A 26,442-nucleotide genomic window follows, 5' to 3' on the forward strand; every position below is an offset into this window, starting at 1 on the left:
CCCAGCGAGGAAGCCATGACCGATACCGCTCTCTGCGCCAGCGCCCCGCCGCTGCCCAGCCTGCCCCGCTACGACGCCCCGCCGCGCCTGGCCGGCGGCCAGGCGCTGCTGGTGATGCAACAGGCCGACGCCGACCAGGCCCGCGCCCTGGCCGCCCGCCTCGGGCTGGCCGCCGGCGAACTGGAACTGCTGGCTACCGACGCACAGAACGCCCAGCGCGCCCTGCGGGAGCGCCTGGCCAGCGCCAGCGTCGGCCTGCAGCTGCTGCTGTGGGGCGACGAGGCCTTCCTCTGGCCGCTGCATGCCCTGGCCCGCCAGGCCGGCCTGCGCCCCGACGAGATCCACCTGCTGCGCCAGGGCGGGGCCGCCCGCACGCTGTACTGCGTGCACTGCGGCACCTTGCAGAGCGCCGGCGCCGCCGACCACCACGACTGCCGCCAATGCGGCGTGCGCCTGGAAGTGCGGCGGCATTTCTCCCAGCGCCTGGGCGCCTACCTGGGCGTGTGCGCCGACGCCGACCAACCCTATGCGGAGGCCCGCCCATGAGCGCCTTCTTCGACGTGCGGGTGAGCGCCGTGCGCGCCCTCACCCCGGTGATCCGCGAATTCACCTTCGAGGCCGTGGACGGCGCGCTGCCCGGCTTCTCCGCCGGCAGCCACGTGCAGCTGTGCCTGCCCAACGGCCTGCGCAACGCCTACTCGCTGCTGGGCGACCCGGCCGACGCCAGCCACTACCGCATCGCCGTGCGCCGCCAGGAAAAGTCCCGCGGCGGCTCGCGCTACCTGCACGAGCAACTGCAGGTCGGCGACCGGCTGCGCGTCGGCGCCCCGGCCAACCTGTTCGCCCTGCACGGCGAGGCGCGCCGGCACATCCTGGTGGCCGGCGGCATCGGCATCACACCCTTCCTCGCCCACTGCCGCGAACTGCTGCGCCGCGGCGCGGATTTCGAACTGCACTACGCCTACCGCAGCGGGATCAGCGACGCCTATCTGGGCGAGTTGCGCGAGCTGCTCGGCGAGCGCCTGCACGAATACGACGGCGCCCAGCGCGCGCTGGACCTCAATCAGCTGCTGCGCCACCGCCCGCTGGGCAGCCACGTCTATGCCTGCGGCCCGCAGCGCCTGCTGCTGGCCCTGCGCGAGCAGGCCGCGGCGCTGGGCTGGAGCGACTCGCGGGTGCACTGGGAAGCCTTCGCCGCGCCGGAGCCGGGCCAGCCGTTCCGCGTGGAGCTGGCGCGCAGCGGCCGCCAGCTGGAAGTGGGCGCCGAGCAGAGCCTGCTCGAAGCCCTGGAAGGCGCCGGCGTGGAAGTGCCCAGTCTGTGCCGCGGCGGGGTCTGCGGGCAGTGCCAGACGCGCTACCTCAAGGGCGAGGTGGAGCACCGCGACCACGTCCTCGACGCCGGCGAACGCGCCGGCAGCCTGATGCCCTGCGTATCCCGCGGCTGCGGCCCGATCCTGCTCGACCTCTAGGAGAACCACGATGCCCACGACCCTCAAGCCGGTGGAGCGCTACCGCGAGGCCTTCAGCTTCGCCAACAGCGCGGAGGCCATCCGCCGCTTCCCGTTCCCCTTCCCGGAAGACCGCTACCAGTACTCGGTGAACATCGAGCCGGCCGTGCCGCGCGAGCCGGGCTCGGTGTTCGAGCACCTGTTCGACATCGACGAGCACTACCGCTCCGAGGTGGCCGAGCGCGCCCTGGTGCTGCAGCGCGACCCGACGCGCTGCCTGGTGATGCCGCACATGCAGCCGGCCGCCTGGGACGCCCTGGCGCTGCTGATGGAGCGCCTTTCCAGCGACTACCCGCAGTACTTCCAGCTGCGCCGCGAGGGCGCGCAGTGGGAGTGGCGCAACCTGGTGCTGGGCATCCACCAGCGCTTCACCTACGGCGACGCCGGCAGCCTGCCCTGCGAGCCGCTGGAATACATCACCCGCCAGGTACAGGGCGACTTCGCCCTGCTCGACCAGCGCGACGGCGACCTGTTCATGGACGCCGGCATGGTCACCGGCCCGGCCGACTGGTCGCTGGCCTTCGACGCCGGCATGAGCTTCAAGCAGTGGCACTCGCCGGTGCCCATGGCGCACCAGATGGGCGTGTTCGACCGCGCCCTGAAGTACCTGCTGAACCTGCAGGTGGGCCAGCCGATGCGCCGGCTGAACTGGACCATGACCATCAACCCGCGCCTGGACACCTCGCCGGAGACCTACCACGAGTGGGGCGCCGACCGCGGCAGCGTCACCGCGCAGAACGCCGGCGAGCTGGTGCACCTGCGCGTGGAGCTGCAGGTGATGGCGCGCCTGCCGCGCAGCCACGCGCTGATGTTCAGCATCCGCACCTACCTGATCAGCATGAACGAGCTGGCCACCCAGCCGCACTGGGCCCGGCGCCTGTACCGCGTGCTGCGCGACCTGCCCGAGCCGATCGCCGACTACAAGGGCCTGAGCCGCTACCGCGGCGCCCTGCTCGACTGGCTGCGGCCGTTCGATCCGCAAGCCTGAAGAACCGCCACCCACTACAAGAGGATTACCCCATGGCCAATTCCTGGCGCATCAGCGCCCTGCGTGAACGCCACCTGGCGCTTGGCTCCAAACTCGAGGACTGGAACGGCATGGGCACCGCCTGGACCTACGCCAGCGACCTCGCCGACCACCACGAGGCGATCCGCACCCGCGCAGGGCTGATGGACGTGTCCGGGCTGAAGAAGGTGCACTACGTCGGCCCCCACGCCGAGAGCCTGCTGGACTGGGCCACCACCCGCGACATCTCCAAGCTCTACCCGGGCAAGTCGGTGTACGCCTGCATGCTCGACGAGGACGGCAGGTTCGCCGACGACTGCATCGTCTACCGCACCGGCCCCAACGCCTTCATGGTGGTGCACGGCGCCGGCGTCGGCCACGAGATGCTCATTCGCTCGGCCCAGGGCCGGCAGGTGGCGGTGCTGTTCGACGACGACCTGCACGACCTGTCGCTGCAGGGCCCGCTGGCGGTGGACTTCCTCGCCAGGCACGTGCCGGGCATCCGCGAGCTGCCCTACTTCCACCACCTGCAGGGCAAGCTGTTCGGGCATCCGGTGATGATCTCGCGCACCGGCTACACCGGCGAGCGCGGCTACGAGATCTTCTGCAAGGCCGCCGACGCCCCGGCCATCTGGGACGGCATCCTCGAACAGGGCAAGGACCTGGGCATCATCCCCTGCGCCTTCACCGCCCTGGACTGGCTGCGGGTGGAGAGCTACCTGCTGTTCTACCCCTACGACAACTCGCAGATGTACCCCTTCGCCGACGAGAAGGCCGGCGACAGCCTCTGGGAGCTGGGCCTGGACTTCACCGTGTCGCCCGGCAAGCAGGACTTCCGCGGCGCCGGCGAGCACTACCGGCTCAAGGGCCAGGAGCGCTTCCGCATCTTCGGCGTGCTGCTCGACGGCGAGCAGGCCGCCCAGGCCGGCGACACCCTGTGGCATGCCGGGCAGGAAGTGGGGCTGATCACCTGCGCCATGTACTCGCGGCTGACCGGCCGTTCCATGGCCATCGCCCGGCTGAGCACCGACTGCGCCGAACAGGGCGTGCCGCTGCAGGTGCGCGGCAGCCTGCAGGCCGGCGCCATCGCCCACACCCTGCCCTTCGACGACCCCGAGAAGAAGAAGCGCACCGCCAAGGGCTGAGCCCTGCCCGCCCGGTGCGCCGGGCGGCCTTCCACCCCGCTGCGAGACCGAACATGGACACCCACTACATCCTCACCATCGACTGCCCGGCGCGCTCCGGGATAGTCGCCGCCGTCAGCACCTACCTGGCCGGGCGGCAGTGCTACATCAGCGAGCTGTCGCAGTTCGACGACGAGATCACCGGGCGCTTCTTCATGCGCGCCGTGTTCCGCTTCGACGCCGACGCCAAGGGCGACATCCAGGCCCTGCGCGACGGCTTCGAGGACGTCGCCGTGCCCTTCGACATGCACTGGCAGCTGTTCGACGGCCAGCGGCCGATGCGCGTGCTGCTGATGGTCAGCAAGTTCGACCATTGCCTGGCGGACCTGCTCTATCGCCATGCCAAGGGCGAGCTGAAGATGCAGATCACCGCCATCGTCTCCAACCACCTCGACCTGCGCCCCATGGCCGAGCGCGAAGGCATCCGTTTCATCTACCTGCCGGTCACCAAGGACACCAAAGCCCAGCAGGAAGCCGAGTTGTTGAAGATAGTCGCCGAGACCGGCACCGAGCTGGTGGTGCTCGCCCGCTACATGCAGATCCTCTCCGACGACCTCTGCAAACAGCTCTCCGGCAAGGCCATCAACATCCACCACTCCTTCCTCCCCGGCTTCAAGGGCGCCAAGCCCTACCACCAGGCCTACGAGCGCGGCGTGAAGCTGATCGGCGCCACCGCGCACTACGTCACCAGCGACCTCGACGAGGGCCCGATCATCGAGCAGGAAGTGCAGCGCGTGGACCACGCCTACAGCCCCGAGGCGCTGGTGGCCATCGGCCGCGACACCGAAACCGTGGCCCTGTCGCGGGCGCTCAAGTACCACCTGCAGCACCGCGTGTTCATCAACCGCGACAAGACCGTGATCTTCTCCTGACAACGACGAACGTGGAGCACCGGACATGAAGCAAAGAGTCGCCATCATCGGCGCCGGCCCCAGCGGCCTGGCCCAGCTGCGGGCCTTCCAGTCGGCGCGCGACAAGGGCGCCGAGATCCCCGAACTGGTCTGCTTCGAGAAGCAGGCCGACTGGGGCGGCATGTGGAACTACACCTGGCGCACCGGCCTGGACGAGCACGGCGAGCCGGTGCACGGCAGCATGTACCGCTACCTCTGGTCCAACGGGCCGAAGGAATGCCTGGAGTTCGCCGACTACAGCTTCGACGAGCACTTCGGCCGGCCCATGGGCTCCTACCCGCCGCGCGAGGTGCTCTGGGACTACATCAAGGGCCGCGTGGTCAAGGCCGGCGTGCGCCCCTACATCCGCTTCAACACCACGGTGCGCAACGTCACCTGGGACGAGGCCGGCGGCACCTTCGAGGTCACCGCCCACAGCTACGACGACGACCGCACCTACAGCGAGGCCTTCGACTACGTGGTGGTCGCCAGCGGCCACTTCTCCACGCCCAACGTGCCCTACTTCGACGGCTTCGAGAGCTTCGCCGGGCGCGTGCTGCACGCCCACGACTTCCGCGACGCCCTGGAATTCCAGGGCAAGGACGTGCTCATCGTCGGCGGCAGCTACTCGGCCGAGGACATCGGCTCGCAGTGCTTCAAATACGGCGCGCGCAGCATCACCAGTTGCTACCGCAGCGCGCCCATGGGCTACAAGTGGCCGGAGAACTGGGAGGAGAAACCGCTGCTCACCCAGGTCAAGGGCAGCACCGCCTTCTTCGCCGACGGCAGCAGCAAGCGCGTCGACGCCATCATCCTGTGCACCGGCTACAAGCACCACTTCCCCTTCCTGCCGGAGGAGCTGCGGCTGAAGACCGACAACCGCCTGTGGCCGCTGAACCTCTACAAGGGCGTGTTCTGGGAGCAGAACCCGCGGCTGGTCTACCTCGGCATGCAGGACCAGTGGTACAGCTTCAACATGTTCGACGCCCAGGCCTGGTACGCCCGCGACGTGATCCTCGGGCGCATCGCCCTGCCGAGCCCGGCGCTGATGCGCGCCGAGGACCTGGCCTGGCGCCAGGAGGAGGAAACCCTGGAGAACGCCCGGCAGATGTTCGAGTTCCAGGGCGAGTACATCCGCCAGCTGATCGAGGCCACCGACTACCCCAGCTTCGACATCGCCGAGGTGAACAACACCTTCCTGCAATGGAAGCAGGACAAGTACGAAAACATCATGGGCTACCGCGACAAGTGCCACCGCTCGCTGATCACCGGCACCCTCGCCACGCCGCACCACACGCCCTGGCTGCAGGCCCTGGACGATTCGCTGGAGGCCTACCTGGCCGACCAGCCGGTGGACCAGCTCAGGAAAGCCCTCTGAGCCTTCTCCCGGGGCGGCCCCGCCGCCCCGCCTTGCGTGGAGCACGAGAATGAACCTGCCCGTGACGAGCCGGCCCTTCGAGCCGGCCCTGTTCGCCCGCGCCCCGGCGCTGGAGCGCCACCGCGTCGCCCCCGGCGGCCTGACCGTGCTGGCCCTGGAAGCCGGCGACCGGCTGCAGGCCATCGACCTGGAAGGCGACCAGGGCGCCGAACTGCTGGCCTTCGCCGCCGATGGCCGCCCGGCCCTGGCCGACCTCGGCCTGGCGCCCAGCCCCGGCACCGACTTCATCCACCACCTGCTGCACGACGGCAGCCGCGAGGCCGCCCACGTCAGCGCCGGCCTGGCCCGGCGCGGCATCGACTGCCGCCACCTGCCGAGCACCGCGCGGCTGTGGGAAGGCGGCACGCCGGCCGGCTTCAGCCGCACCCTCGACGCCGGCGCGGCGCTGCTGGTGATAGTCGCCGCGCCCGGCGGCCCCACGCCGGTAGACAGCCAGGCGCGGGCCAGCGAGCTGCGCCTGCTGGTGCACCGCGCCAACCCGCGCCAGTTGCTCGCCCCGCCGCTGCCGGCGCCGCTGGGCGAGGTGCTGGACGAATTCACCATCCGCCCCGGCAGCGCCAACGCCTACACGGTCGCCGCCGGGCAGTACATCCAGGTGCTCGACGTCGCCGGCCGGCAGTGCTCGGACTTCGTCGCCTTCGACCGCCGCGGCCTGGACGCCGGCCGCGAGATCGACCTCGACCCCACCGTCACCCGCACCCTCAACGGCAACGCCTACCCCGGCCCGGGCCTGTACAGCCGCTTCTACGACCGCGACCTGCAGCCGATGCTGGAGGTGGTGCGCGACACCGTGGGCCGCCACGACACCTTCGCCCTGGCCTGCACCGCGCGCTACTACGAAGCCCAGGGCTACTTCGGCCACGCCAACTGCAGCGACAACCTCAGCCGCGCCCTCGCCAGCCATGGCGTGCGCGGCCGCGCCGGCTGGCCGGCGATCAACTTCTTCTTCAACACCGGGGTCGACGCGCACCAGCAGCTGACCCTCGACGAACCCTGGTCGCGCCCCGGCGACTACGTGCTGCTGCGCGCCCTCACCGACCTGGTCTGCGCCAGCAGTTCCTGCCCCGACGACATCGACCCGGCCAACGGCTGGCAGCCCACCGACATCCACGTCCGCGTGTACAGCGAAAAGGAGCGTTTCAGTATCGCCATGGCCAACCGCAAGACGCCCGACGCCGACCCGCAACTGACCCGCGAAAGCGGCTTCCACCCCGGCACCGCCGCCCTCACCCGGCAGTTCATCGACTACCGCGGCTTCTGGACGCCGACGCATTTCGACGGCTACGGCGCCATCGAGGAATACCACGGCTGCCGCGGGAAAGTGGCGGTGATGGACCTCTCCGCCCTGCGCAAGTTCGAGGTGCTGGGCCCGGACGCCGAGGCCCTGCTGGACTACTGCCTGACCCGCGACGTGCGCAAGCTGGCGGTCGGCCAGGTGGTGTACTCGGCGATGTGCTACGAACACGGCGGCATGCTCGACGACGGCACCCTGCTGCGCCTGGGGCCGGACGCCTTCCGCTGGATCGGCGGCGAGGACTACGCCGGCGACTGGCTGCGCGAACAGGCGCAGAAGCTGGGCATGAAGGTGTGGATCAAGAGCGCCTCCGAGCAGATCCACAACGTCGCCGTGCAGGGCCCGCTGGCCCGCGAACTGCTCAAGGGCATGGTCTGGACGCCGGGCACCCAGCCGCAGCTGGAAGACCTGGGCTGGTTCCGCTTCCTCAGCGGCCGCCTCGACGACTACAACGGCGCGCCGCTGATGGTCTCGCGCACCGGCTACACCGGCGAGCTGGGCTACGAGCTGTGGTGCCACCCGAGCGACGCCATGGCCGTGTGGCAACGCCTGTGGCAGCTGGGCGAGCCGCTGGGCCTGGTGCCCCTGGGCCTGCACGCGCTGGACATGCTGCGCATCGAGGCCGGGCTGGTGTTCGCCGGCTACGAGTTCGACGACCAGACCGACCCCTTCGAGGCCGGCATCGGCTTCTGCGTGCCGCTGAAGACCAAGCAGGCCGACTTCATCGGCAAGGATGCCCTGCTAAAGCGCAGCGCCAACCCGCAACGCCGCCTGGTGGGGCTGGAACTGGAAGGCAACGAGCCGGCCGCGCACGGCGACTGCGTGCACGTCGGCCGCGCCCAGGTCGGCGTCGTCACCAGCGCCACCCGCTCGCCGCTGCTGGGCAGGAACATCGCCCTGTGCCGGCTGGACGTGGGCTACTGCGAGCCGGGCACGGCGGTGGAGGTCGGCAAGCTCGACGGCCAGCAGAAGCGCATCCGCGCGCAAGTGGCCGCCGGCACCGTGGCCTACGACCCGCAGAAGAGCCGCGTGCGCGCCTGAGGCGCTTTCTGGAGTGGCTTTTGCAGTGTGTAGGCAACGCGTCGCTCGCAGACCAAGGAGGAACGGCCGATGTGGTTCAGCAAGGCATCCCGCAACCTGGCCGAGGAGCTCGGCCAGTGGCTCGACCAGCTTTCCAGCGAACCTGACACGGCGCCGCCGCGGCACTGCGAGCCGCGCCTGCGCGCCAGCCTGGAACGCCTGCAGCGTGGCTGGCAGGAGCTGCTGAGCTTCCGCCAGCACGCCGAACGGCAGCCGCCAGCGCCCTGCAGCGCCGAGGAATACCAGGACCTGACACGGCGCCTGGCCCAGGCCGAGCAGCAGAACCAGCAGTTGCGCGACGAGCTGGAACAGCAGCAGCGCCAGCTCGGCGAGCTGGAGGCCGAACGCCGGCAATGGCAGGAGGAACGCCAGGTCTGGGAACTGACCCAGCGCACCCTCACCGAAGGCTGCTGGGCGATGAACGTGGTCAACGGCGACCCGGACCACCCGCACAACCTGATCCGCTGGTCCGAGCAGTTCCGCGAGCTGATCGGCTACCGGCGCGAGGAATTCCCCGACGGCTGGGACAGCTACTTCGGCGTGGTCAACCCGGACGACCTGAAGACGGTCATGCAGACCTTCAACGCCGCCATGGCCGACACCAACGGCGACGGCTCCTACGCGGTGGAATACCGCATGCGCCACAAGAGCCGCGGCGAAATCTGGTTCCGCGAACGCGGCCGCTGCCTGCGCGACAACCGCGGCCGCCTGCTGTACGTGACCGGCGCGGTGCGCGAGATCAGCGACGAAAAAGCCGCCGCCGCCCTGCACGAACGCGAGCAGGCGAACATCCAGACCACCTACGGGCAGATCGCCCAGGTGGCCGGGGTGATCCGCGGCATAGCCGAGCAGACCAACCTGCTGGCCCTGAACGCCGCCATAGAAGCCGCCCGCGCCGGCGAACAGGGCCGCGGCTTCGCCGTGGTCGCCGACGAGGTACGCAACCTGGCACGGCGCACCCAGGAGTCGGTGCAGCAGATCCAGGCGATGCTGCAGCAGCACTGAACCAGCAGGCGCAAGCTTTTCGTAGGAGCGAGCTTGCTCGCGAACGGTACTCGCCGGTAGCAGCTGTGCTTGAGATGAACGCCGTCCCCTCTCCCCAGCCCTCTCCCTGAAGGGAGAGGGGGCTAGTCCGTGCCGAGAATGGATTTGGCGTCAGCCGGCAACTTCGTGCTAGCCGGCTGACTCCAAAATACCCGAGCACTCCGAACGGTCCCCTCTCCCTTCAGGGAGAGGGTTAGGGAGAGGGCGCTCTCAACCCCAGCACCTCTATCCCCCTGTAGGAGCGCGCCCTGCCCGCGATTTCGCGCGCAGGGCGCGCTCCTACATGGCAATGGCACGAACGGGACAACGCCCACGATCCCCCCTACACCACCTCCCCTCCCCCCACCAGCTTCAACCCGACGATCCCCCCCACGATCATCACCAGGCACAGCGCCTTCAACGCCCCCAACGGCTCCCCGAGAAACAGGCTGCCATAGGCCACCGTACCCAGCGTGCCAATTCCCACCCACACCGCATACGCCAACCCCAGCGGCAGCTCCCGCACCGCCAGGCTCAGCAGGTAGATGCTCAGCGCCAGGAACACCCCGCAGTAGAGGCTCGGCCCCAGCCGGGTGAAGCCCTCGGTGCGGGGGATGATCGAGGCGTACAGCACTTCGCAGAGCCCCGCCAGGACCAGGTAGCCCCAGCCGTTCAACCAGGCCATCGGTCGTTTCTCCTTTGCCAAAAAACAACGCCGACGCAAAGGCGTCGGCGCTGGGTGCTGCAAGGGGCTCAGACGGCGTCTTCGCCCAGCTCGCCGGTGCGGATGCGCACGATGCTCTCCAGGTCCTGGACGAACACCTTGCCGTCGCCGATCTTGCCGGTGCGCGCCGCCTTGAGGATGGCGTCGACGGCGGCCTGGCACAGGGCGTCGCCGACCACCACCTCCAGCTTCACCTTGGGCAGCAGTTCCACGACGTACTCGGCGCCCCGGTACACCTCCGAATGGCCCTTCTGCCGGCCGTAGCCCTTGACCTCGGTGGCGGTCACGCCGTGCACGCCGGCCTCGGTCAGCGCCAGGCGTACGTCGTCCAGGCGGAAGGGTTTGATGATCGCGGTGATGAGTTTCATGACGGCCATCCTCAGTTGGAGTACTTGTAGCCGACTTCGCCGTGGGCGGAGAGGTCCAGCCCGTCCACCTCGGCTTCCTCGTCCACGCGCAGCCCGCCGCACAGCGCCGCGGCCACCTTGAAGGCGACCAGGCTGGTGACGCCGGAGAAGCAGATGCTGAAGAGAATGGCGCCGCCATTGACCAGCAACTGGTCGAACAGCCCGCGGCCTTCGGGGAAGCCCTGGCCGCCGATGGCGGTGAGGGCGAACACCGGGGTCAGCAGGCCGCCGAGGATGCCGGCCACGCCGTGCACGCCGAACACGTCGAAGGCATCGTCCAGGCCGATCATCGGCTTGAGCTTGTCCACCGACCAGACGCACACCGGACCTGCGATCAGGCCGAGCAGGATGGCGCCCATGGGGCCGACGTAGCCGCACGCTGGGGTGATCGCCACCAGCCCGGCGATGGCGCCGGACACCGCGCCGAACAAGCTCGGCCTACCCTTGTGCTGCCATTCGACGAGCATCCAGGCCAGGGCGCCGGCGCAGCTGGCGAGCATGGTGTTGACCATCACCAGCATGGCGAAGCCGCTGGCGGCCAGCGCGCAGCCGCCGCAGAAGCCCAGCCAGCCCACCCACAGCAGCGAGCCGCCGGTGAGGGTCATGGTCATGTTGTGCGGCGCCAGGGTGGCGGTGCCGAAGCCGCGGCGCCGGCCCAGCAGCCAGGCGCCCACCAGCGCGGCGATGCCGACGTTGAGGTGCACCACGTTGCCGCCGGCGAAGTCCTGCACGCCCAGGTCGAACACCCAGCCGCCGCCCCAGGCCATGTGCGCCATGGGGATGTAGTTGATGGTCAGCCACACCGCCATGAACACCATGACCGCGGCGAACTTCATGCGCTCGGCGAAGGCGCCGACGATGATCGCCGGGGTGATGGCGGCGAACAGCAGCATGAACAGGAAGTACAGGTACTCGGGGATGGTGCCGACCACCGAGTCCTTGGTGATGCCGACCATGAACAGCTTGTCCAGGCCGCCGACCACCGACTGCAGCGCGCCGCCGTCAGTGAAGGTCAGGCTGTAGCCGTACACGGCGAACAGCACCGACATCAGCGAGGCGGTGCAGAACACCTGCATGAGGATCGACAGCACGTTCTTGGTCCGCGCCATGCCGCCATAGAACAGCGCCAGGCCCGGCAGGGTCATCAGCAACACCACCAGCGAGCAGAGCGCGACGAAGGCGGTGTCGCCGCTGTTGATCGCCGGCGGCGCCTCGTTCGCCAGGGCGGCGACGCTGCCGAACAGCAGGGAAAGGCCCAACATACTGCGGCTCACGTGTGAAAACCGGATCATTGCCTGTTGCCTCCAACCGACGGGGACGGGGCCGGCCCGCGGTCGGGGCACGGGCCGGCGTTTCGAGCGCCCTGGGCAGGTGGCCGGGCCGTAGCCAGTGCCTTCCTGTAGGGCAACTTTATTTCCCTGGAGGCATAGCAATTGGCCTGCCAAGGCTCGCCGGAAGCCGGTAATTTCTGCTAGGTGATTGAATGGAAAGGCTTTGTTCCGGAGGGGCGGTGAGCGGGCCAGGGTTGTGGCCGGCGGGCTGCGCATTTTCTTGGTGCGAATTTGAATTTCCTGCCAAGCAATATGGCAGGCCCGCGCCGGGGTGTCCGGCGTGGCCGGTAAATCCAATCGCGGACGGAGTCCGCTACTACGGAGGAGGAATACCGTACCTCCCGGTAACCTGTAGGAGCGGACCCTGCCCGCGATTCGCGCGCAGGGCGCGCTCCTACATGGGAATGGTGTGGGTGGGGCGGCGTAGCGGATTCATCCGCGATGCGCGCCGTTGGTTCCGGCCATCGCGGACAAGGTCCTACGGTGCCAGGAAGCACGGCTTTTCGTAGGATGGCGTTGAGCGAAGCGATACCCATCACCACGGCAGCATGGGTATCGCAAGCTCAACCCATCCTACGAAGAGCACATCGGCGCAAGACAGTTGCTCCTACGCCCGTGCTTCCCTGTAACCGTAGGAGCGGACTCCGTCCGCGATGCCCTGCCGGCGAAAACAAAAAGGCCGGCGATCGCTCGCCGGCCTTCGGGACTACCCGCCGTGACTCAGTACTGCACCTGCCCCGGCACCCAGTTGGTGCCAGCCAGGGGCACGCGGGCCATGGCCGCGGCTTCCACGGTCAGGGCCACCAGGTCTTCCGGGTCGAGGTTGTGCAGGTGCGACTTGCCGCAGGCGCGGGCCATGGTCTGCGCCTCCAGCACCAGCACCCGCAGGTAGTTGGCCAGGCGGCGGCCGGCTTCCACCGGGTCCAGGCGCTTGGACAGCTCCGGGTCCTGGGTGGTGATGCCGGCCGGGTCGCGGCCGTTCTGCCAGTCGTCGTAGTAGCCGGCGGCCGAGCCGATCTTCTTCAGTTCCTCGTCCAGGCGCGGGTGGTTGTCGCCCAGGGCCACCAGCGCGGCGGTGCCGATGGCCACCGCGTCGGCGCCCAGGGCCATGGCCTTGGCCACGTCGGCGCCGTTGCGGATGCCGCCGGAGACGATCAGCTGCACCTGGCGGTGCATACCCATTTCCTGCAGCGCCTGCACCGCCTGCGGGATGGCCGGCAGGATGGGGATGCCGACGTGCTCGATGAACACTTCCTGGGTGGCCGCGGTGCCGCCCTGCATGCCGTCGAGGACGATCACGTCGGCGCCGGCCTTCACTGCCAGCTTGACGTCGTAGTACGGGCGGCTGGCGCCGATCTTCACGTAGATGGGTTTCTCCCAATCGGTGATCTCGCGCAGCTCGGCGATCTTGATCGCCAGGTCGTCCGGGCCGGTCCAGTCCGGGTGGCGGCAGGCGCTGCGCTGGTCGACGCCGATCGGCAGGGTGCGCATGCCGGCGACGCGCTCGGTGACCTTCATGCCCAGCAGCATGCCGCCGCCGCCGGGCTTGGCGCCCTGCCCCAGGACGATCTCGATGGCGTCGGCCTTGCGCAGGTCGTCGGGGTTCATGCCGTAGCGCGAAGGCAGGTACTGGTACACCAGGTGCCGGGACTGGCCGCGCTCCTCCGGGGTCATGCCGCCGTCGCCGGTGGTGGTGCTGGTGCCGGCGATGCTGGCGCCGCGGCCCAGGGCCTCCTTGGCGTTGGCCGAGAGCGCGCCGAAGCTCATACCGGCGATGGTCACCGGAATCTTCAGGTGGATCGGCTTCTTGGCGAAGCGGGTGCCCAGCACCACGTCGGTGCCGCACTTCTCGCGGTAGCCTTCCAGCGGGTAGCGCGAGACGCTGGCGCCGAGCAGCAGCAGGTCGTCGAAGTGCGGCAGCTTGCGCTTGGTGCCGCCGCCGCGGATGTCGTAGATGCCGGTCTCGGCGGCGCGCTGGATTTCCTGGATGGTCAGGCGGTCGAAGGTGGCGGACTCGCGCAGCACCGGGGTGTGTTTCTCGCTCATGGGGGTCTCCTCGCGGCGCGATCAGTAGGCCGAAGCGTTGTCGACTTTGAAGTTGTACAGCTGGCGGGCCGAGCCGTAGCGCTTGAAGGCGGCCGGGTCCTCGTCGAAGCCGGCGCGGTTGAGCAGCTCCTTGAGTTCAGCCAGGTGCTCGGCGCGCATTTCCTTCTCGATGCAGTCCGAGCCCAGGGACTTGACCTCGCCCTTGACGTAGATGCGCACCTCGTAGAGCGAGTCGCCCAGGGCGTCGCCGGCGTCGCCGCAGACCACCAGGCGCCCGGCCTGGCCCATGAAGCAGCTCATGTGGCCGATGCTGCCGCCGACCACGATGTCCACGCCCTTCATGGAAATGCCGCAGCGCGCCCCGGCGTCGCCCTCGATCACCAGCAGCCCGCCGTGGGCGGTGGCGCCGGCGGCCTGGGAGGCGCTGCCCTTCACCCGCACGCTGCCGGACATCATGTTCTCCGCCACGCCCACGCCGACGTTGCCGTGCACGGTGACGCTGGCCTTCTGGTTCATGCCCGCGCAGTAGTAGCCGGCGTGGCCCTGGATATCCACGGACACCGCCTGGTCGATGCCCACGGCCAGGTTGTGCTTGCCGTCGGGGTGGGTCACCAGCCATTCGCGGTCCTGCACCTCACCGTGCAGGGCCTGGTTGAGTTCGCGCACCGAGGCGCTGGAAAGGTCGATGGTCTTCATGCAAGGGTCTCCAATGTTCTGCTCGGTGCGGGTCAGGCGCTTTCGCGCTCCCAGACGTAGAGGGTGGCCGGCTCCGGTTCCCAGACGCGCGCCTTGTCGATGCCCGGCAGGCTGGCCAGGGCCTGGTACTCCGAGGCCATGGCCACGTAGTCGTCGGTCTCGGCCAGCACCGCCGGCTTGCAGGCGATGGGGTCGCGGATCACGGCGAAGCCGTTGCGGGTGCCGATGGCGAAGGTGAAGAAGCCGTCCAGGTCGTTCAGCGCGCCGTCCAGGGCCTGAGCCAGGCTGTCGCCCTGGCGCAGGCGCCAGGTCAGGTAGCCGGCGGCCACCTCGCTGTCGTTGTCGGTTTCGAAGGCGATGCCCTGGCGCTTGAGTTCCTGGCGCAGGCGGAAGTGGTTGGACAGCGAGCCGTTGTGCACCAGGCACAGGTCGGCGCCTGTGGAGAACGGGTGGCTGCCCTCCATGGTCACCGCGCTCTCGGTGGCCATGCGGGTGTGGCCGATGATGTGGCTGCCCTTCATGCCGGCCAGGCCGAAGCGCTGCGAGATTTCCTGCGGCAGGCCCATGCCCTTGAGGATTTCGATGCTCTGCCCGGCGCTCATGATGCGCACCGCCGGGGCCAGCTCGGCCAGGGCCTGGCGCACCGCGGCTTCGTCGCAGTGGATTTTCAGCACCGCGGCGCTGGCGTTCTGGAACCAGTCCAGCGAACAGCCCAGGCGCGCTTCCAAAGCGCCCATCAGCTCGGCCCAGGGGTAGCCGGCGTCGCTGGCCTGGAGGGTCAGCTTGACCCAGCCGTCGGCCACTTCGTCACCGTAGATGGCGAAGCCGGCGCTGTCCGGGCCGCGGTCGGTCATGGCTTGCAGCATGGGTTCGAAGAGCTTGCCGAGCTGGCTCTCCAGTTCGGGCTTCTTCAGGTAGAGGCCTACGATTCCGCACATGGTTCGTCTCCTTCGAGGCAGCAGGCGGCCGCCGCTTGGTCGTCACGGTCGCCCAGAGGGGTAAATGGGGTGCGCCCGGCGGGCGCGGCGGTCAGAAGAATTCGGTGTAGCGCTGGATCTCCCAGTCGGAGACGTGGCGGCTGTATTCCACCCACTCCATGCGCTTGAGCTTGATGAACTCGTCGACGATCTCGGCGCCGAGCACCTCGCGGAACAGCGGGTCGGCCTCCAGCGCATCGGTGGCTTCCTTCAGCGACTGCGGCAGGGTCTTGATGCCGCGCGCGGCGATCTCCTCCAGGCTGAGGTTGTAGAGGTTCTCGTTGCACATCTCGCCCGGCTCCAGCTGGCGGTCGATGCCGTCTAGGCCGGCGGCGATGATGGCGGCGGTGACCAGGTAGGGGTTGCAGCCGGCGTCGGGCAGGCGGAACTCCAGGCGCCCGTAGGGGATGCGCACCATCGCCGAGCGGTTGTTGGCGCCGTAGGCGATGAACGCCGGGGCCCAGGTGGCGCCGGACAGCGAGCGGCCCACCACCAGGCGCTTGTAGGAGTTGACCGTGGGCGCGGCGAAGGCGCACAGCGCAGGTCCATGGGCCAGCAGGCCGGCGGCGAAGTGGTAGGCCAGCTTCGACAGGCCCACGCCGCTGGGATCGGACGGGTCGTGGAAGAGGTTCTTGTTGCTGGCACTGGCGATCGACAGGTGGAAGTGCATGCCGTTGCCGGCGCGCTTGGGATCGGGCTTGGGCATGAACGAGCAGATCATGCCCAGGTCGTTGGCGATCTCGCCGGCGGCCATGCGGAAGAAGGTGAAGCGGTCGGCCGATTCCATGGCGTCGCTGTAGGTGTAGTTGATCTCGAACTGGCCGTTGGCGTCCTCGTGGTCGATCTGGTAGATGTCGAAGCCCACTGGCTGCAGGGCCTCGGTCAGGCGTTCGAGGAACTCGCGGGAGCGCGACAGGCCCTTGTAGTCGTAGCAGGGCTTGTCGAGGTTGTCCGAGGCGTCCACCAGCTGCAGCTTGCCCTGGGCATCGCGGCGGAACAGGCTGAATTCCGGCTCCAGCCCGGTGTTCAGCACCCAACCCTTGTCGGCCAGGCGCTGCACCTGCTGCTGCAGCACGAAGCGGCTGTCGTAGGGGTGCGGCTTGCCGTCGACGTGGCCGATGCACACGACGCGGCCGTAGCCCGGCTGCCAGGGCACCGGGATCAGCGTGGAGAGGTCGCCGCGGGCCATGAAGTCCGGGCCGTGGGGCTCCATGCCCATGCCGCAGATAGCGAACCCGGCGAACCCGGCGCCCTCCTCGGCCACCGCCTTGAGGCCGGACACCGGCACCGACTTGGTCTTCGCCGCGCCGTGGATGTCGACGAACTGGGCCAGCACGTACTTGATGCCGTGCTGGTCGATGGTGCGCTGGGTTTCGCTTGGCAACATGGGGGAGCTCTCCGGTTGAATGGGCAAGGCGTTGTCGGTGCCTGGGGCGGTTTGCGCCGGGGCTTCCGCCCCTCGAATTCCGCTCAGGAAACTTACTTTCCCATTAGGAATGCAATGCCAGTGCCAAGTCCGGAGCGCCGTGATGGGAGGCAGCCACGGCGGCTTTTCTTCTGTATATATGGGAAACTTGCTTTCACTGTGGGAAAGTTGCCAAGCCGCAGCCGCCCCTCCGCACTTTCTCAGTGCGAAATAATTATTCTTGAACCTAAACCGTGCAGGAACCCTGAATGTCGACCGAGACCCAACCGCGCCTCCGCCTGGAGCAGTACCTGGGCATGCAGATCAAGCGCCAGCGCCAGGCGCAGGAGCTCAAGCTGGCGGACGTGGCGCGCATCGCGGGGATCAGCCAGGGCATGCTGAGCAAGATCGAGAACGCCCAGGTCTCCACCAGCCTCGACACCCTGAGCCGCCTGTGCGACGTGCTCGGCATGCCGATGTCGAAACTCTTCAGCCAGTACGACCAGCCCGACGGCAACGCCCTGCTGGTGAAGGCCGGCGACGGCCTGGAAGTGGTGCGCCGCGGCACCGAGAAGGGTCACACCTACCAGTTGCTCAACCACACCCGCGGGCCGAAGAAGAACTTCGAGGCCTACATGGTCAGCATGGACGACGCCAGCGAGGAGTTCCCGACCTTCTCCCACCCCGGCACCGAGTTCCTCCACCTGCTGGAGGGCGAGTTGGTGTACCGCCACGGCAACCAGCTCTATCCCATGCAGGCCGGCGACAGCCTGACCTTCGACGGCGAAACGCCCCACGGCCCGGAGAAGCTGGTGCAGGTGCCGATCCGGCTGTTGTCGATCATGAACTACGGCAACGATTGAGCGGCCGGGAGACCAGGCACGCCATTCCCCTGTAGGAGCGAGCTTGTCCGCGATAGCCGGAGATTCCGGCGCGATTCGCGAATGAGATCCGCTCCTACACCACCCCACCCGCACCACACCCTGTAGGAGCGCGCCCTGCGCGCGAAATCGCGGGCAGGGCCCGCTCCTACAGTCCGAGGTGAGGCGTGATTCCCGCGTAGGGCGCATAACCATTCGCGGTTATCCGCCGATGTCAATGCCTGCACCGTCCCCCTGTAGGAGCGAGCTTGCTCGCGAACAAATACGGTGCCATGCGGTTCGCGAGCAAGCTCGCTCCTACAACGATCCGCCGGCCCCCTGCACTCCCCGACCGTCCGGCCGAAAACTTTCCTGTCAGGATAAAAATTTTCCCCAGGGTATGGACCCACGGTTTCGCTTCGCCTATAAAAGCGCGAAAGGAAATTTATATTCCCAACAGTAAAAATCCCTTCACCGGCAAAAGCCGTCCACGCCGGTGAAACTTCCGCCCTTGCGCGCCGAGCTGCCTCCACACATCACGAGGACCCGACATGCACCACGCCCCTAGCCACTTCATCATCCGCATCAGTTGCCCGGCGGTGTCCGGGATAGTCGCGGCGGTGACCACCTACCTGGCCGAGCAGGGTTGCTACATCAGCGAGATGGCGCAGTTCGACGACGAAGGCAGCGGCCGCTTCTTCATGCGCGCCGTGTTCCGCTTCAACGAGGGCCTGGAGGGCGACATCGGCAACATCGAGTCCGGTTTCGCCGACGTGGCCAGCCGCTTCGACATGGACTGGAGCCTGCACAGCAGCGCCAAGCCGATGCGCGTGCTGCTGATGGTCAGCAAGTTCGACCATTGCCTGGCCGACCTGCTCTACCGCCACGCCAAGGGCGAACTGGAGATGCAGATCACCGCCATCGTCTCCAACCACCTCGACCTGCGCCCCATGGCCGAGCGCGAGGGCATCCGCTTCATCTACCTGCCGGTGACCAAGGACACCAAGGCCCAGCAGGAAGCCGAGTTGTTGAAGATAGTCGCCGAGACCGGCACCGAGCTGGTGGTGCTCGCCCGCTACATGCAGATCCTCTCCGACGACCTGTGCAAGCAGCTCTCCGGCAAGGCCATCAACATCCACCACTCCTTCCTCCCCGGCTTCAAGGGCGCCAAGCCCTACCACCAGGCCTACGAGCGCGGCGTGAAGCTGATCGGCGCCACCGCGCACTACGTCACCAGCGACCTCGACGAGGGCCCGATCATCGAGCAGGAAGTGCAGCGCGTGGACCACGCCTACGCTCCCGACGACCTGGTGGCCATCGGCCGCGACACCGAGACCATCGCGCTGTCCCGCGCGGTGAAGTACCACCTGGAACATCGCGTCTTCCTCAACCACGACCGCACGGTGATCTTCAAATGAATGCCATTCCCAGCGTCAAGCTCATCGACGGCAAGGCCACCTCGGCGCGGGTGCTCGCCGAGGTCCGCGAGGAAGTCCTGGCCCTGCGCGAGCATGGCATCCAGCCGGGCCTCGCCGTGGTGCTGGTGGGCAGCGACCCGGCCAGCCAGGTCTACGTGCGCAACAAGGTGCTGCGCGCCGAGGAAGTCGGCATCCGCTCGCTGGAGCACAAGCTGCCGGCGGACACCGGCGAGGCCGCCCTGCTCCAGCTGATCGCCGAATTGAACGAAGACCCGGCGGTGAACGGCATCCTCGTGCAACTGCCGCTGCCCAAGCACATAGACGAAAACCGCGTGCTCCAGGCCATCGACCCGCTGAAGGACGTCGACGGCTTCCACAGCGAGAACGTCGGCGGCCTCAGCCAGGGCCGCGACGTGCTCACACCCTGCACCCCGGCCGGCTGCATGCGCCTGCTGCAGGACACCTGCGGCGACCTCGCCGGCAAGCACGCGGTGGTCATCGGCCGCTCCAATATCGTCGGCAAACCGATGGCCGCGCTGCTGCTCAAGGCCCACTGCACGGTGACCGTGGTGCACTCGCGCAGCGCCAACCTGCGCGAGCTGTGCCGCCAGGCCGACATCGTGGTCGCCGCCGTGGGCAAGCCGCGCCTGGTCGACGCCAGCTGGCTGAAGCCCGGCGCGGTGGTGATAGACGTGGGCATCAACCGCATCGACGAGGACGGCCGCAGCAAGCTGGTCGGCGACGTCGACTTCGCCAGCGCCCTGTCCCAGGCCGCGGCCATCACCCCGGTGCCCGGCGGCGTTGGGCCGATGACCATCGCCTACCTGATGAAGAACACCCTGGCCGCCGCGCGCCTGCAACGCGCCGGCACCACCGCGGAGTAAGCAGCATGCCTTTCGCCCTCCTGAAATACGGCCTGAGCGCCGACTACCCGGTGGAAGTCGACTTGCCGCCGCCCTGCGAGCTGAAGCCGCGCTACGACGTGGTGATCATCGGCGGCGGCGGCCACGGCCTGGCTACCGCCTACTACCTGGCCAAGTACCACGGCGTGACCAACGTCGCGGTGCTGGAGAAGGCCTACCTGGGCGGCGGCAACACCGCGCGCAACACCGCGGTGATCCGCTCCAACTACCTCACCAGCGAGGGCGTGAAGTTCTACGCCGAGTCGGTGCGGATGTTCCAGGGCCTGTCCAACGAGTTCGACTTCAACATCATGTACTCCGAGCGCGGCCAGCTGACCCTGGCCCACACCGACGCCACGGTGCGCGCCTTCCGCCAGCGCGCCGAGGTGAACAAGCACTTTGGCGGGCGCACCGAGATGCTCGACCGCCAGCAGATCCGCGAGCTGGTGCCCACGCTCAACCTCGACCCCGGGCACCTGCCGGTGATCGCCGGGCTGTGGCACATCGACGGCGCCACCGCGCGCCACGACGCCGTGGCCTGGGGCTACGCCAAGCAGGCGGCCAAGCGCGGCGTGGAAATCCACCAGCTCACCGAAGTGCAGGACCTGGTGGTGCGCGACGGCCGCATCGAGGCCGTGAAGACCAACCGCGGCACCGTGCAGTGCGGCTGCGTGGTCCAGGCCATCGCCGGGGCCAGCTCACTGCTGATGGCCAAGGCCGGCATCCGCGCGCCCATCCACACCTACCCGCTACAGGCCATGGTCACCCAGCCGTTCAAGCCGTTCCTCGACCCGCTGGTGAGCTCCTCGGCGCTGCACTGCTACGTGCAGCAGACCAGCCGCGGCGAGATCGTCTTCGGCGGCGGCTCCGACCCCTACCCGCTGTACAACACCCGCTCGACCCTGGACCTGAAGGAAAGCCTGCTGGCCCACGCCATCGAGATGTTCCCGTTCATGGCCAACGCCAAGCTGATGCGCCAGTGGGCCGGGATCACCGACATGACCCCCGACTACAGCCCGATCATGGGCCTGTCGCCGGTCGAGAACTACTACCTCGACGCCGGCTGGGGCACCTGGGGCTTCAAGGCCACGCCCATCTGCGGCAAGACCATGGCCGAGCTTGTGGCCAGCGGCGGCAAGGTGCCGGAGCTGATCGCGCCCTTCGCCCTGGAGCGCTTCAGCCGCTTCCAGCAGGTCAACGAAATGGGCGCCACCGCGGCCAGCCACTGAGGATGCGCAGATGAAGATCATGACCTGCCCGCTCAACGGGCCCCGCAACATCAGCGAGTTCACCTACGGCGGCGAATTCAAGCGCATGCCCGACCCGGCCGGCTGCTCCGACGCGGAGTGGGCCGACTACGTGTTCAACAGCGACAACGCCGCCGGCGTGGTGCTCGAATGGTGGCTGCACAACGCCTCCAGCTACTGGTTCCTGGCCGAACGCCACACCGTCAGCGACCAGGTGATCCGCACCTTCGACCCGAAGGAAATCTTCGACCGCCGCATCGACTTCGCCCCGCAGGAGACCGCCCAATGAGCGCCCTCACCCGCCTGCCCGCCCCCATGGGCCTGCTGATCGACCGCACGCGGCCGCTGCGCTTCTCCTTCGACGGCCGCGACTACCAGGGCTACGAGGGCGACAGCATCGCCAGCGCCCTGCTCGGCAACGGCCGCTGGCTGCTCTCGCGCTCGTTCAAGTACCACCGCCCGCGCGGCCCGCTGACCCTCGCCGGGCAGGACGCCAACGCCCTGGTGCAGTTGCCCGACGAGCCCAACGTGCTGGCCGACATGCACCCCACCCGCGAAGGCCTGGCGGTGGAAGGCCAGAACTTCTCCGGCAGCCTCGACAACGACCGCGACGCCTACCTGGGCAAGTTCTCGCGCTTCATGCCGGTGGGCTTCTACTACCGCTCGTTCTACAAGCCCAAGGGCATGTGGAAGGTGTGGGAACCGCTGATCCGCAAGAAAGCCGGCCTCGGCGTGCTCGACCTTGGCTTCAAGCCGCAGTACTACGACAAGGCCTACCTGTTCGTCGACCTGGCGGTGATCGGCGCCGGCCCCGCCGGCCTGCGCGCCGCGCTGGACGCCGCCAACGCCGGGGCCAGGGTGTTGCTGGTGGAACAGCAGCCGGTGCTCGGCGGCTCGCTGAACTACGCCCGCTTCGACATCGCCGGCCGCCGCGCCGCCGCGCTGCGCGCCGAGCTGGTGGGCGCCGTCGAGGGCCACCCGAACATCCAGGTGCTGACCCAGGCCACCTGCAACGCCTGGTTCACCGACAACTACCTGCCGGTCATCCAGCACAAGCGCATGTACAAGGTGCGCGCCACCCGCTGCCTGGTGGCCGCCGGCTCCTTCGACCAGCCGGTGGTGTTCCGCAACAACGACCTGCCCGGCGTACTGCTGACCAGCGCCGCGCAGCGGCTGATGAAGCTCTACGCGGTGAAGCCGGGCAAGCGCGCCGTGGTCCTCACCGGCAACGACGACGGCTACCTGGCCGCCCTCGACCTGCAGGAACAGGGCGTGGAGGTGGCCGCGGTGGTGGACATGCGCGCAGCCCCTGCCGACGCCGAGCTGGCCGCCGAACTGCAGCGCCGGCACATCCCGCTGCACGTTGGCAGCACCGTCTACGAAGCCCTGCACGAGGCCGGCATGCGCCACGTCAGCGGCGTCGACATCCGCCGCATCGCCGGCCAGGGCGAGGTCGCCGCGCAAGGCACGCAGCTGGCCTGCGACCTGCTGTGCATGTCCGCCGGCTACATGCCGGTCTACCAGTTGCTGTGCCAGGCCGGCGGCAAGCTGGCCTACGAGGAGGAGCGCGCCGAGTTCGCCATCAGCGGCCTGCCCGCCGGGCTGGACATCGCCGGCTCGGTGAACGGCCGCCACGCCCTGGGCAACGTGCTCGCCGACGGCGCCCATGGCGCCGCCGCGGCCCTCGCCGCGCTGGGCCTGGACGCGCCGGCGCCGGCCGCCTTCGCCGGCGAGGCGCAGGTGAACTTCCCCTGGCCGATCTTCCCCCACCCCAAGGGCAAGGACTTCGTCGACTTCGACGAGGACCTGCAGGTGCGCGACATCGTCAACGCCACCCGCAGCGGCTACCGCGACGTGCAGCTGGTCAAGCGCTTCTCCACGGTCGGCATGGGCCCGTCCCAGGGCCGCCACTCGGCGCTGCCCACCGCGCGCCTGGTGGCCCGGGCCACCGGCCGCGGCATCGGCGAAACCGGCGTGACCACCGCGCGCCCGCCGTTCGAGGCGGAGAAGCTCGCCCACGTCGCCGGCCGCGCCTTCGACCCCTACCGGCAGACGCCCATGCACCGCCGCCATGTCGAGGCCGGGGCGAAGATGATGCCCGCCGGCATCTGGCAGCGCCCGGCGTTCTACGGCAAGGCCGAGGATCGCGAGCGCTGCATGCAGGAAGAGGCCCGCCACGTGCGCGAGCAGGTCGGCCTGATCGATGTCTCCACCCTAGGCGGCCTCGACGTGCGCGGCCCCGACGCCGCCGAGCTGCTGGAACGCCTGTACACCTTCGGCTTCGCCAGGCTGGCGGTCGGCCGCACCCGCTACGCGCTGATGACCAACGAGCACGGCGTGGTGATCGACGACGGCGTGTGCGCGCGCCTGGGCGAGCGGCACTTCTACGTCACCGCCACCACCAGCGGCGTCGACCGCATCTACCAGCAGATGCTCAAGTGGAATGCGCAGTGGCGCCTCAACGTGGACATCGCCAACGTCACCGCCGCGCTGGCCGCGGTAAACCTGGCCGGGCCGCTGTCGCGCCAGGTGCTGGCCAAGCTCTGCGACGACGTCGACCTGTCCGCCGCGGCCTTCCCCTACCTGGGCGTGCGCAGCGGCAAGGTCGCCGGCATCCCGGCGCGCATCCTGCGGGTGGGCTTCGTCGGCGAGCTGGGCTACGAGGTCCACGTGCCAGCGCGCTTCGCCGAGCGCCTGTGGGACGCGCTGATGGAAGCCGGCGCCGAGCACGGCATCCGCCCCTTCGGCGTGGAGACCCAGCGCCTGCTGCGCCTGGAGAAGGGCCACGTGATCATCGGCCAGGACACCGACGGCATGACCCACCCGGCGGAGATCGACATGCAGTGGGCGATCGGCCGCAAGAAGCCGTTCTTCGTCGGCAAGCGCTCCATCGAAATCCTCGAGGCGCAGCCGCTCAAGCGCAAGCTGGTGGGCTTCGTCCTGCCCAAAGGCAGCGCCCAGCCGCTGGAGGGCCACCTGGTGCTCGACGGCGCCGACATCAGCGGCAACGTCACCTCCTGCGAGTACTCGCAGAGCCTCGGCCAGATCGTCGGCCTGGCCTACGCCGGCGCCCACCAGGCCACCCCGGGGATGCAGATCCCGATCCGCGTGGAGGGCGGCGCGGTGGTGCGCGCCACCGTCGTCCAGCTGCCCTTCTACGACCCGCAGAACCTGCGCCAGGAGCTCTGAGCCATGTCCAGCCTGAAAGCCGAAGACTTCATCGAACGCAGCCCGCTGTACCCGCTGCACCGCGGCGCGCGCCTGGCCGCCCTGGGCCGCGCCGCCATAGTCGCGCGCTACGGCGAGCAGGAAGAGCACGCGCAGTTGCGCAGCTGCGCGCTGATCGACCTGAGCAACCTGCCCCGCGCCGGTTTGCGCGGGGCCGACGCCTCCGCCTACCTGCAAGCCCGCGGCTACGCCCTGCCCGAGGCGCCCAACCGCGCCCTGCGCCAGGCCGACGGCGGCCTGGTGGCGCGCCTGTCGCAGACCGAGTACCTGCTGCTGGGCAGCCTCCACGACGGCGGCGCGCGCGTCGCCGCCGAAGAGGCCGCCTGGCAGCTGGACGACAGCGCCAACTACCTGCTGCCGCGCCAGGACAGCCACGCCTGGCTGCAACTGAGCGGCGAGCACTACGCGCAGGTGATGGCCAAGCTCTGCGGCGTCGACCTGCGCCCGACGGCCTTCGGCCCCGGCGCGGTGGCGCAGACCTCGGCGGCGCGGCTCAACGTCATCGTCATCAACGCCAGCGACGACGACCTGCCCAACCTGCAGATCCTCTGCGACCGCGCCTCGGTGCAGTACTTCTGGGAAGCGCTGCTCGACGCCATGGCCGAGTTCGACGGCCGCCCGGTGGGCATCGACGCCCTGCTCGACTGACCGGCCGGCGGCGCCCCGCGACGGGCGCCGCCGTGGAGGCCCCATGAGTGAAAGCGACTACCGCGTGCCGGCCCTGGAACGCGGCCTGAACCTGCTCGGGCTGTTCAACGCCCGCCAGCGCAGCCTGGGCATGAACGAGATGGCCGAGCGCCTGGGGGTGAGCCCCTCGGCGCTCTACCGCATCGTCCAGACGCTGCAGGACATGGGCTACCTGAACCGCCTGGAGCGCAACCAGTACGAACTGGGCGCGCGGGTGATCTCCGACGGCTTCGCCTACCTGAGCAGCCGCGACATCGTGGAAATTGCCCTGCCGCACCTCAACGCCCTGCGCGACAGCACCTCGCTGTCGTGCCACCTGAGCATCCGCGAGCAGACCGACAGCCTGTACATCTACCGCGCCTTCGCCCCGCAGCGGCTGACGGTGAACATCCCGGTGGGCACCCGCCTGCCCTGCCACGTCACCGCCCTGGGCCGGGTGCTGCTCACCGCCCTGGACGAGGACGGCCTGGCCCAGCTCTACCAGCAGGTACGCCTGGACGACTACCCGCCGCCGGCGCCGCGCACCCTGTTGGAACTGCAGCACACCATCGCCGAGGACCGCGAACGCGGCTGGGTGCTGCACCGCTCGGACTACTCCACCGCCATCGCCACCGCCATCCGCGACCGCAGCGGCCAGGTGGTGGCCGCCATCAACCTGTCTGGCCCGGAGGCGGTGCTGGCCACGCCCAGCGCGGAAGACCGCTACCTGGGCCTGCTGCGGGAAACCGCGGCGGCCATTTCCGCCGAGCTGGCGCTCTAGGCCAGCCGGGGCGGCGGCCCAGCCGCCCCGTGCCGCTCACCTCGCCCCGATAGATTGGTTGAGTACGCTTTTTCTCACCTTCAGGTTTCAAAAACCTCACGCAAGCCCTCCCCCTTCAATCCCTTTCCCCAGCGCCCCAGGCCGCCTCCGGCGCGCGTCGGCGGCCGCTTGGCGGCCTGACGCGACCGGCCATTGCGCTCTGTGACCGGCCGACGCAGCCGACCGGTCGGTCATTCGCTGAAGAAAAAGCCCGCGGCCTCTGTTGACAGGTTTTGCCCATCGCCCATACGCTGAATACATCGCTGCACACATCAAAGCGCACAACACACCA

General features: G+C 68.9%; 22 protein-coding genes and 1 pseudogene. 16 read left to right on the forward strand and 7 right to left on the reverse strand.

The annotated features are described in order from the left end of the window. Positions 1-15 precede the first annotated feature (15 nt). The 8 genes and pseudogenes from FG99_RS18445 to FG99_RS33295 form a co-directional block, all read left to right on the forward strand. A complete protein-coding gene (locus FG99_RS18445; RefSeq protein ID WP_043271765.1) occupies positions 16-546 on the forward strand; it encodes a dimethylamine monooxygenase subunit DmmA family protein in 531 nt (176 codons plus the stop codon). Then, positions 543-1,469 carry a PDR/VanB family oxidoreductase gene (locus FG99_RS18450; protein WP_043271766.1) on the forward strand — a complete coding sequence of 309 codons (927 nt, stop codon included), beginning with the start codon at positions 543-545 and terminating at the stop codon, positions 1,467-1,469. The genes FG99_RS18445 and FG99_RS18450 overlap by 4 nt, the downstream gene beginning before the upstream one ends. A 10-nt stretch (positions 1,470-1,479) precedes the next feature. Continuing rightward, entirely contained in the window at positions 1,480-2,496 is a 1,017-nt protein-coding gene (locus FG99_RS18455; protein ID WP_009622537.1) for a heme-dependent oxidative N-demethylase family protein, read from the forward strand. Positions 2,497-2,528: 32 nt separating this feature from the next. After that, on the forward strand, positions 2,529-3,659 hold the full coding sequence (locus FG99_RS18460; protein WP_009622538.1) for an aminomethyl transferase family protein: 1,131 nt from the start codon (positions 2,529-2,531) through the stop codon (positions 3,657-3,659). 53 nt (positions 3,660-3,712) lie between these two features. After that, a complete protein-coding gene (purU, locus tag FG99_RS18465) occupies positions 3,713-4,570 on the forward strand; it encodes a formyltetrahydrofolate deformylase (RefSeq protein WP_009622539.1) in 858 nt (285 codons plus the stop codon). A gap of 25 nt (positions 4,571-4,595) precedes the next feature. Continuing rightward, on the forward strand, positions 4,596-5,966 hold the full coding sequence (locus tag FG99_RS18470; RefSeq protein WP_009622540.1) for a flavin-containing monooxygenase: 1,371 nt from the start codon (positions 4,596-4,598) through the stop codon (positions 5,964-5,966). Between the two features lie 49 nt (positions 5,967-6,015). Beyond that, positions 6,016-8,361 (forward strand): trimethylamine N-oxide demethylase, encoded by a 2,346-nt coding sequence (locus tag FG99_RS18475; protein ID WP_043271767.1) that lies wholly within the window; start codon positions 6,016-6,018, stop codon positions 8,359-8,361. A 456-nt stretch (positions 8,362-8,817) separates the two neighbouring features. Continuing rightward, a pseudogene (locus FG99_RS33295) lies at positions 8,818-9,399 on the forward strand (PAS domain-containing methyl-accepting chemotaxis protein); the annotation flags it as partial. Positions 9,400-9,766: 367 nt separating this feature from the next. Here FG99_RS33295 and FG99_RS18485 read toward each other — a convergent pair. The 7 genes from FG99_RS18485 to glnT all read right to left on the reverse strand — a co-directional run bounded on the left by FG99_RS18485 (position 9,767) and on the right by glnT (position 16,991). Next, the gene (locus FG99_RS18485) at positions 9,767-10,108 is read right to left on the reverse strand and encodes a DMT family transporter (protein ID WP_043271769.1); all 342 of its coding nucleotides are present in this window, start codon (positions 10,106-10,108) and stop codon (positions 9,767-9,769) included. A gap of 68 nt (positions 10,109-10,176) precedes the next feature. Next, a complete protein-coding gene (locus FG99_RS18490; protein WP_009622545.1) occupies positions 10,177-10,515 on the reverse strand; it encodes a P-II family nitrogen regulator in 339 nt (112 codons plus the stop codon). A gap of 11 nt (positions 10,516-10,526) precedes the next feature. Further along, complete coding sequence (locus tag FG99_RS18495) at positions 10,527-11,846, reverse strand: ammonium transporter (protein ID WP_043271770.1); 1,320 nt, start codon at positions 11,844-11,846, stop codon at positions 10,527-10,529. Positions 11,847-12,605: 759 nt separating this feature from the next. Beyond that, positions 12,606-13,931 carry an FMN-binding glutamate synthase family protein gene (locus tag FG99_RS18500; RefSeq protein WP_009622547.1) on the reverse strand — a complete coding sequence of 442 codons (1,326 nt, stop codon included), beginning with the start codon at positions 13,929-13,931 and terminating at the stop codon, positions 12,606-12,608. A gap of 21 nt (positions 13,932-13,952) precedes the next feature. Next, entirely contained in the window at positions 13,953-14,627 is a 675-nt protein-coding gene (locus tag FG99_RS18505; protein WP_043271771.1) for a GltB/FmdC/FwdC-like GXGXG domain-containing protein, read from the reverse strand. 32 nt (positions 14,628-14,659) lie between these two features. Further along, positions 14,660-15,565, reverse strand: a complete 906-nt coding sequence (locus FG99_RS18510) for a class II glutamine amidotransferase (protein ID WP_009622549.1) — start codon at positions 15,563-15,565, stop codon at positions 14,660-14,662. Positions 15,566-15,656: 91 nt separating this feature from the next. Then, a complete protein-coding gene (glnT, locus tag FG99_RS18515; protein ID WP_009622550.1) occupies positions 15,657-16,991 on the reverse strand; it encodes a type III glutamate--ammonia ligase in 1,335 nt (444 codons plus the stop codon). Between the two features lie 287 nt (positions 16,992-17,278). On the opposite strand from glnT, the gene FG99_RS18520 reads away from it, so the two are divergent. The 8 genes from FG99_RS18520 (at position 17,279) to FG99_RS18555 (ending at position 26,111) form a co-directional block, all read left to right on the forward strand. Continuing rightward, positions 17,279-17,872 carry a helix-turn-helix domain-containing protein gene (locus FG99_RS18520; RefSeq protein ID WP_009622552.1) on the forward strand — a complete coding sequence of 198 codons (594 nt, stop codon included), beginning with the start codon at positions 17,279-17,281 and terminating at the stop codon, positions 17,870-17,872. A 548-nt stretch (positions 17,873-18,420) separates the two neighbouring features. Next, positions 18,421-19,287, forward strand: a complete 867-nt coding sequence (gene purU, locus FG99_RS18525; protein ID WP_043271772.1) for a formyltetrahydrofolate deformylase — start codon at positions 18,421-18,423, stop codon at positions 19,285-19,287. Next, positions 19,284-20,171, forward strand: a complete 888-nt coding sequence (gene folD / locus FG99_RS18530; protein ID WP_043271773.1) for a bifunctional methylenetetrahydrofolate dehydrogenase/methenyltetrahydrofolate cyclohydrolase FolD — start codon at positions 19,284-19,286, stop codon at positions 20,169-20,171. The genes purU (FG99_RS18525) and folD overlap by 4 nt, the downstream gene beginning before the upstream one ends. Positions 20,172-20,176: 5 nt before the next feature. Further along, the gene (locus tag FG99_RS18535) at positions 20,177-21,418 is read left to right on the forward strand and encodes an FAD-dependent oxidoreductase (protein ID WP_043271774.1); all 1,242 of its coding nucleotides are present in this window, start codon (positions 20,177-20,179) and stop codon (positions 21,416-21,418) included. A 10-nt stretch (positions 21,419-21,428) separates the two neighbouring features. Further along, positions 21,429-21,725 carry a sarcosine oxidase subunit delta gene (locus tag FG99_RS18540; RefSeq protein WP_009622566.1) on the forward strand — a complete coding sequence of 99 codons (297 nt, stop codon included), beginning with the start codon at positions 21,429-21,431 and terminating at the stop codon, positions 21,723-21,725. Further along, positions 21,722-24,625: a 2Fe-2S iron-sulfur cluster-binding protein gene (locus tag FG99_RS18545; RefSeq protein ID WP_009622568.1), complete on the forward strand. Its 2,904-nt coding sequence runs from the start codon at positions 21,722-21,724 to the stop codon at positions 24,623-24,625. The genes FG99_RS18540 and FG99_RS18545 overlap by 4 nt, the downstream gene beginning before the upstream one ends. Before the next feature lie 3 nt (positions 24,626-24,628). Continuing rightward, positions 24,629-25,312 carry a sarcosine oxidase subunit gamma gene (locus FG99_RS18550; RefSeq protein ID WP_009622570.1) on the forward strand — a complete coding sequence of 228 codons (684 nt, stop codon included), beginning with the start codon at positions 24,629-24,631 and terminating at the stop codon, positions 25,310-25,312. Between the two features lie 43 nt (positions 25,313-25,355). Further along, entirely contained in the window at positions 25,356-26,111 is a 756-nt protein-coding gene (locus FG99_RS18555; protein WP_043271775.1) for an IclR family transcriptional regulator, read from the forward strand. Positions 26,112-26,442 lie beyond the last annotated feature (331 nt).

The organism is Pseudomonas sp. AAC, from assembly GCF_000725445.1.
GTDB classification, from domain to species: domain Bacteria; phylum Pseudomonadota; class Gammaproteobacteria; order Pseudomonadales; family Pseudomonadaceae; genus Pseudomonas; species Pseudomonas citronellolis.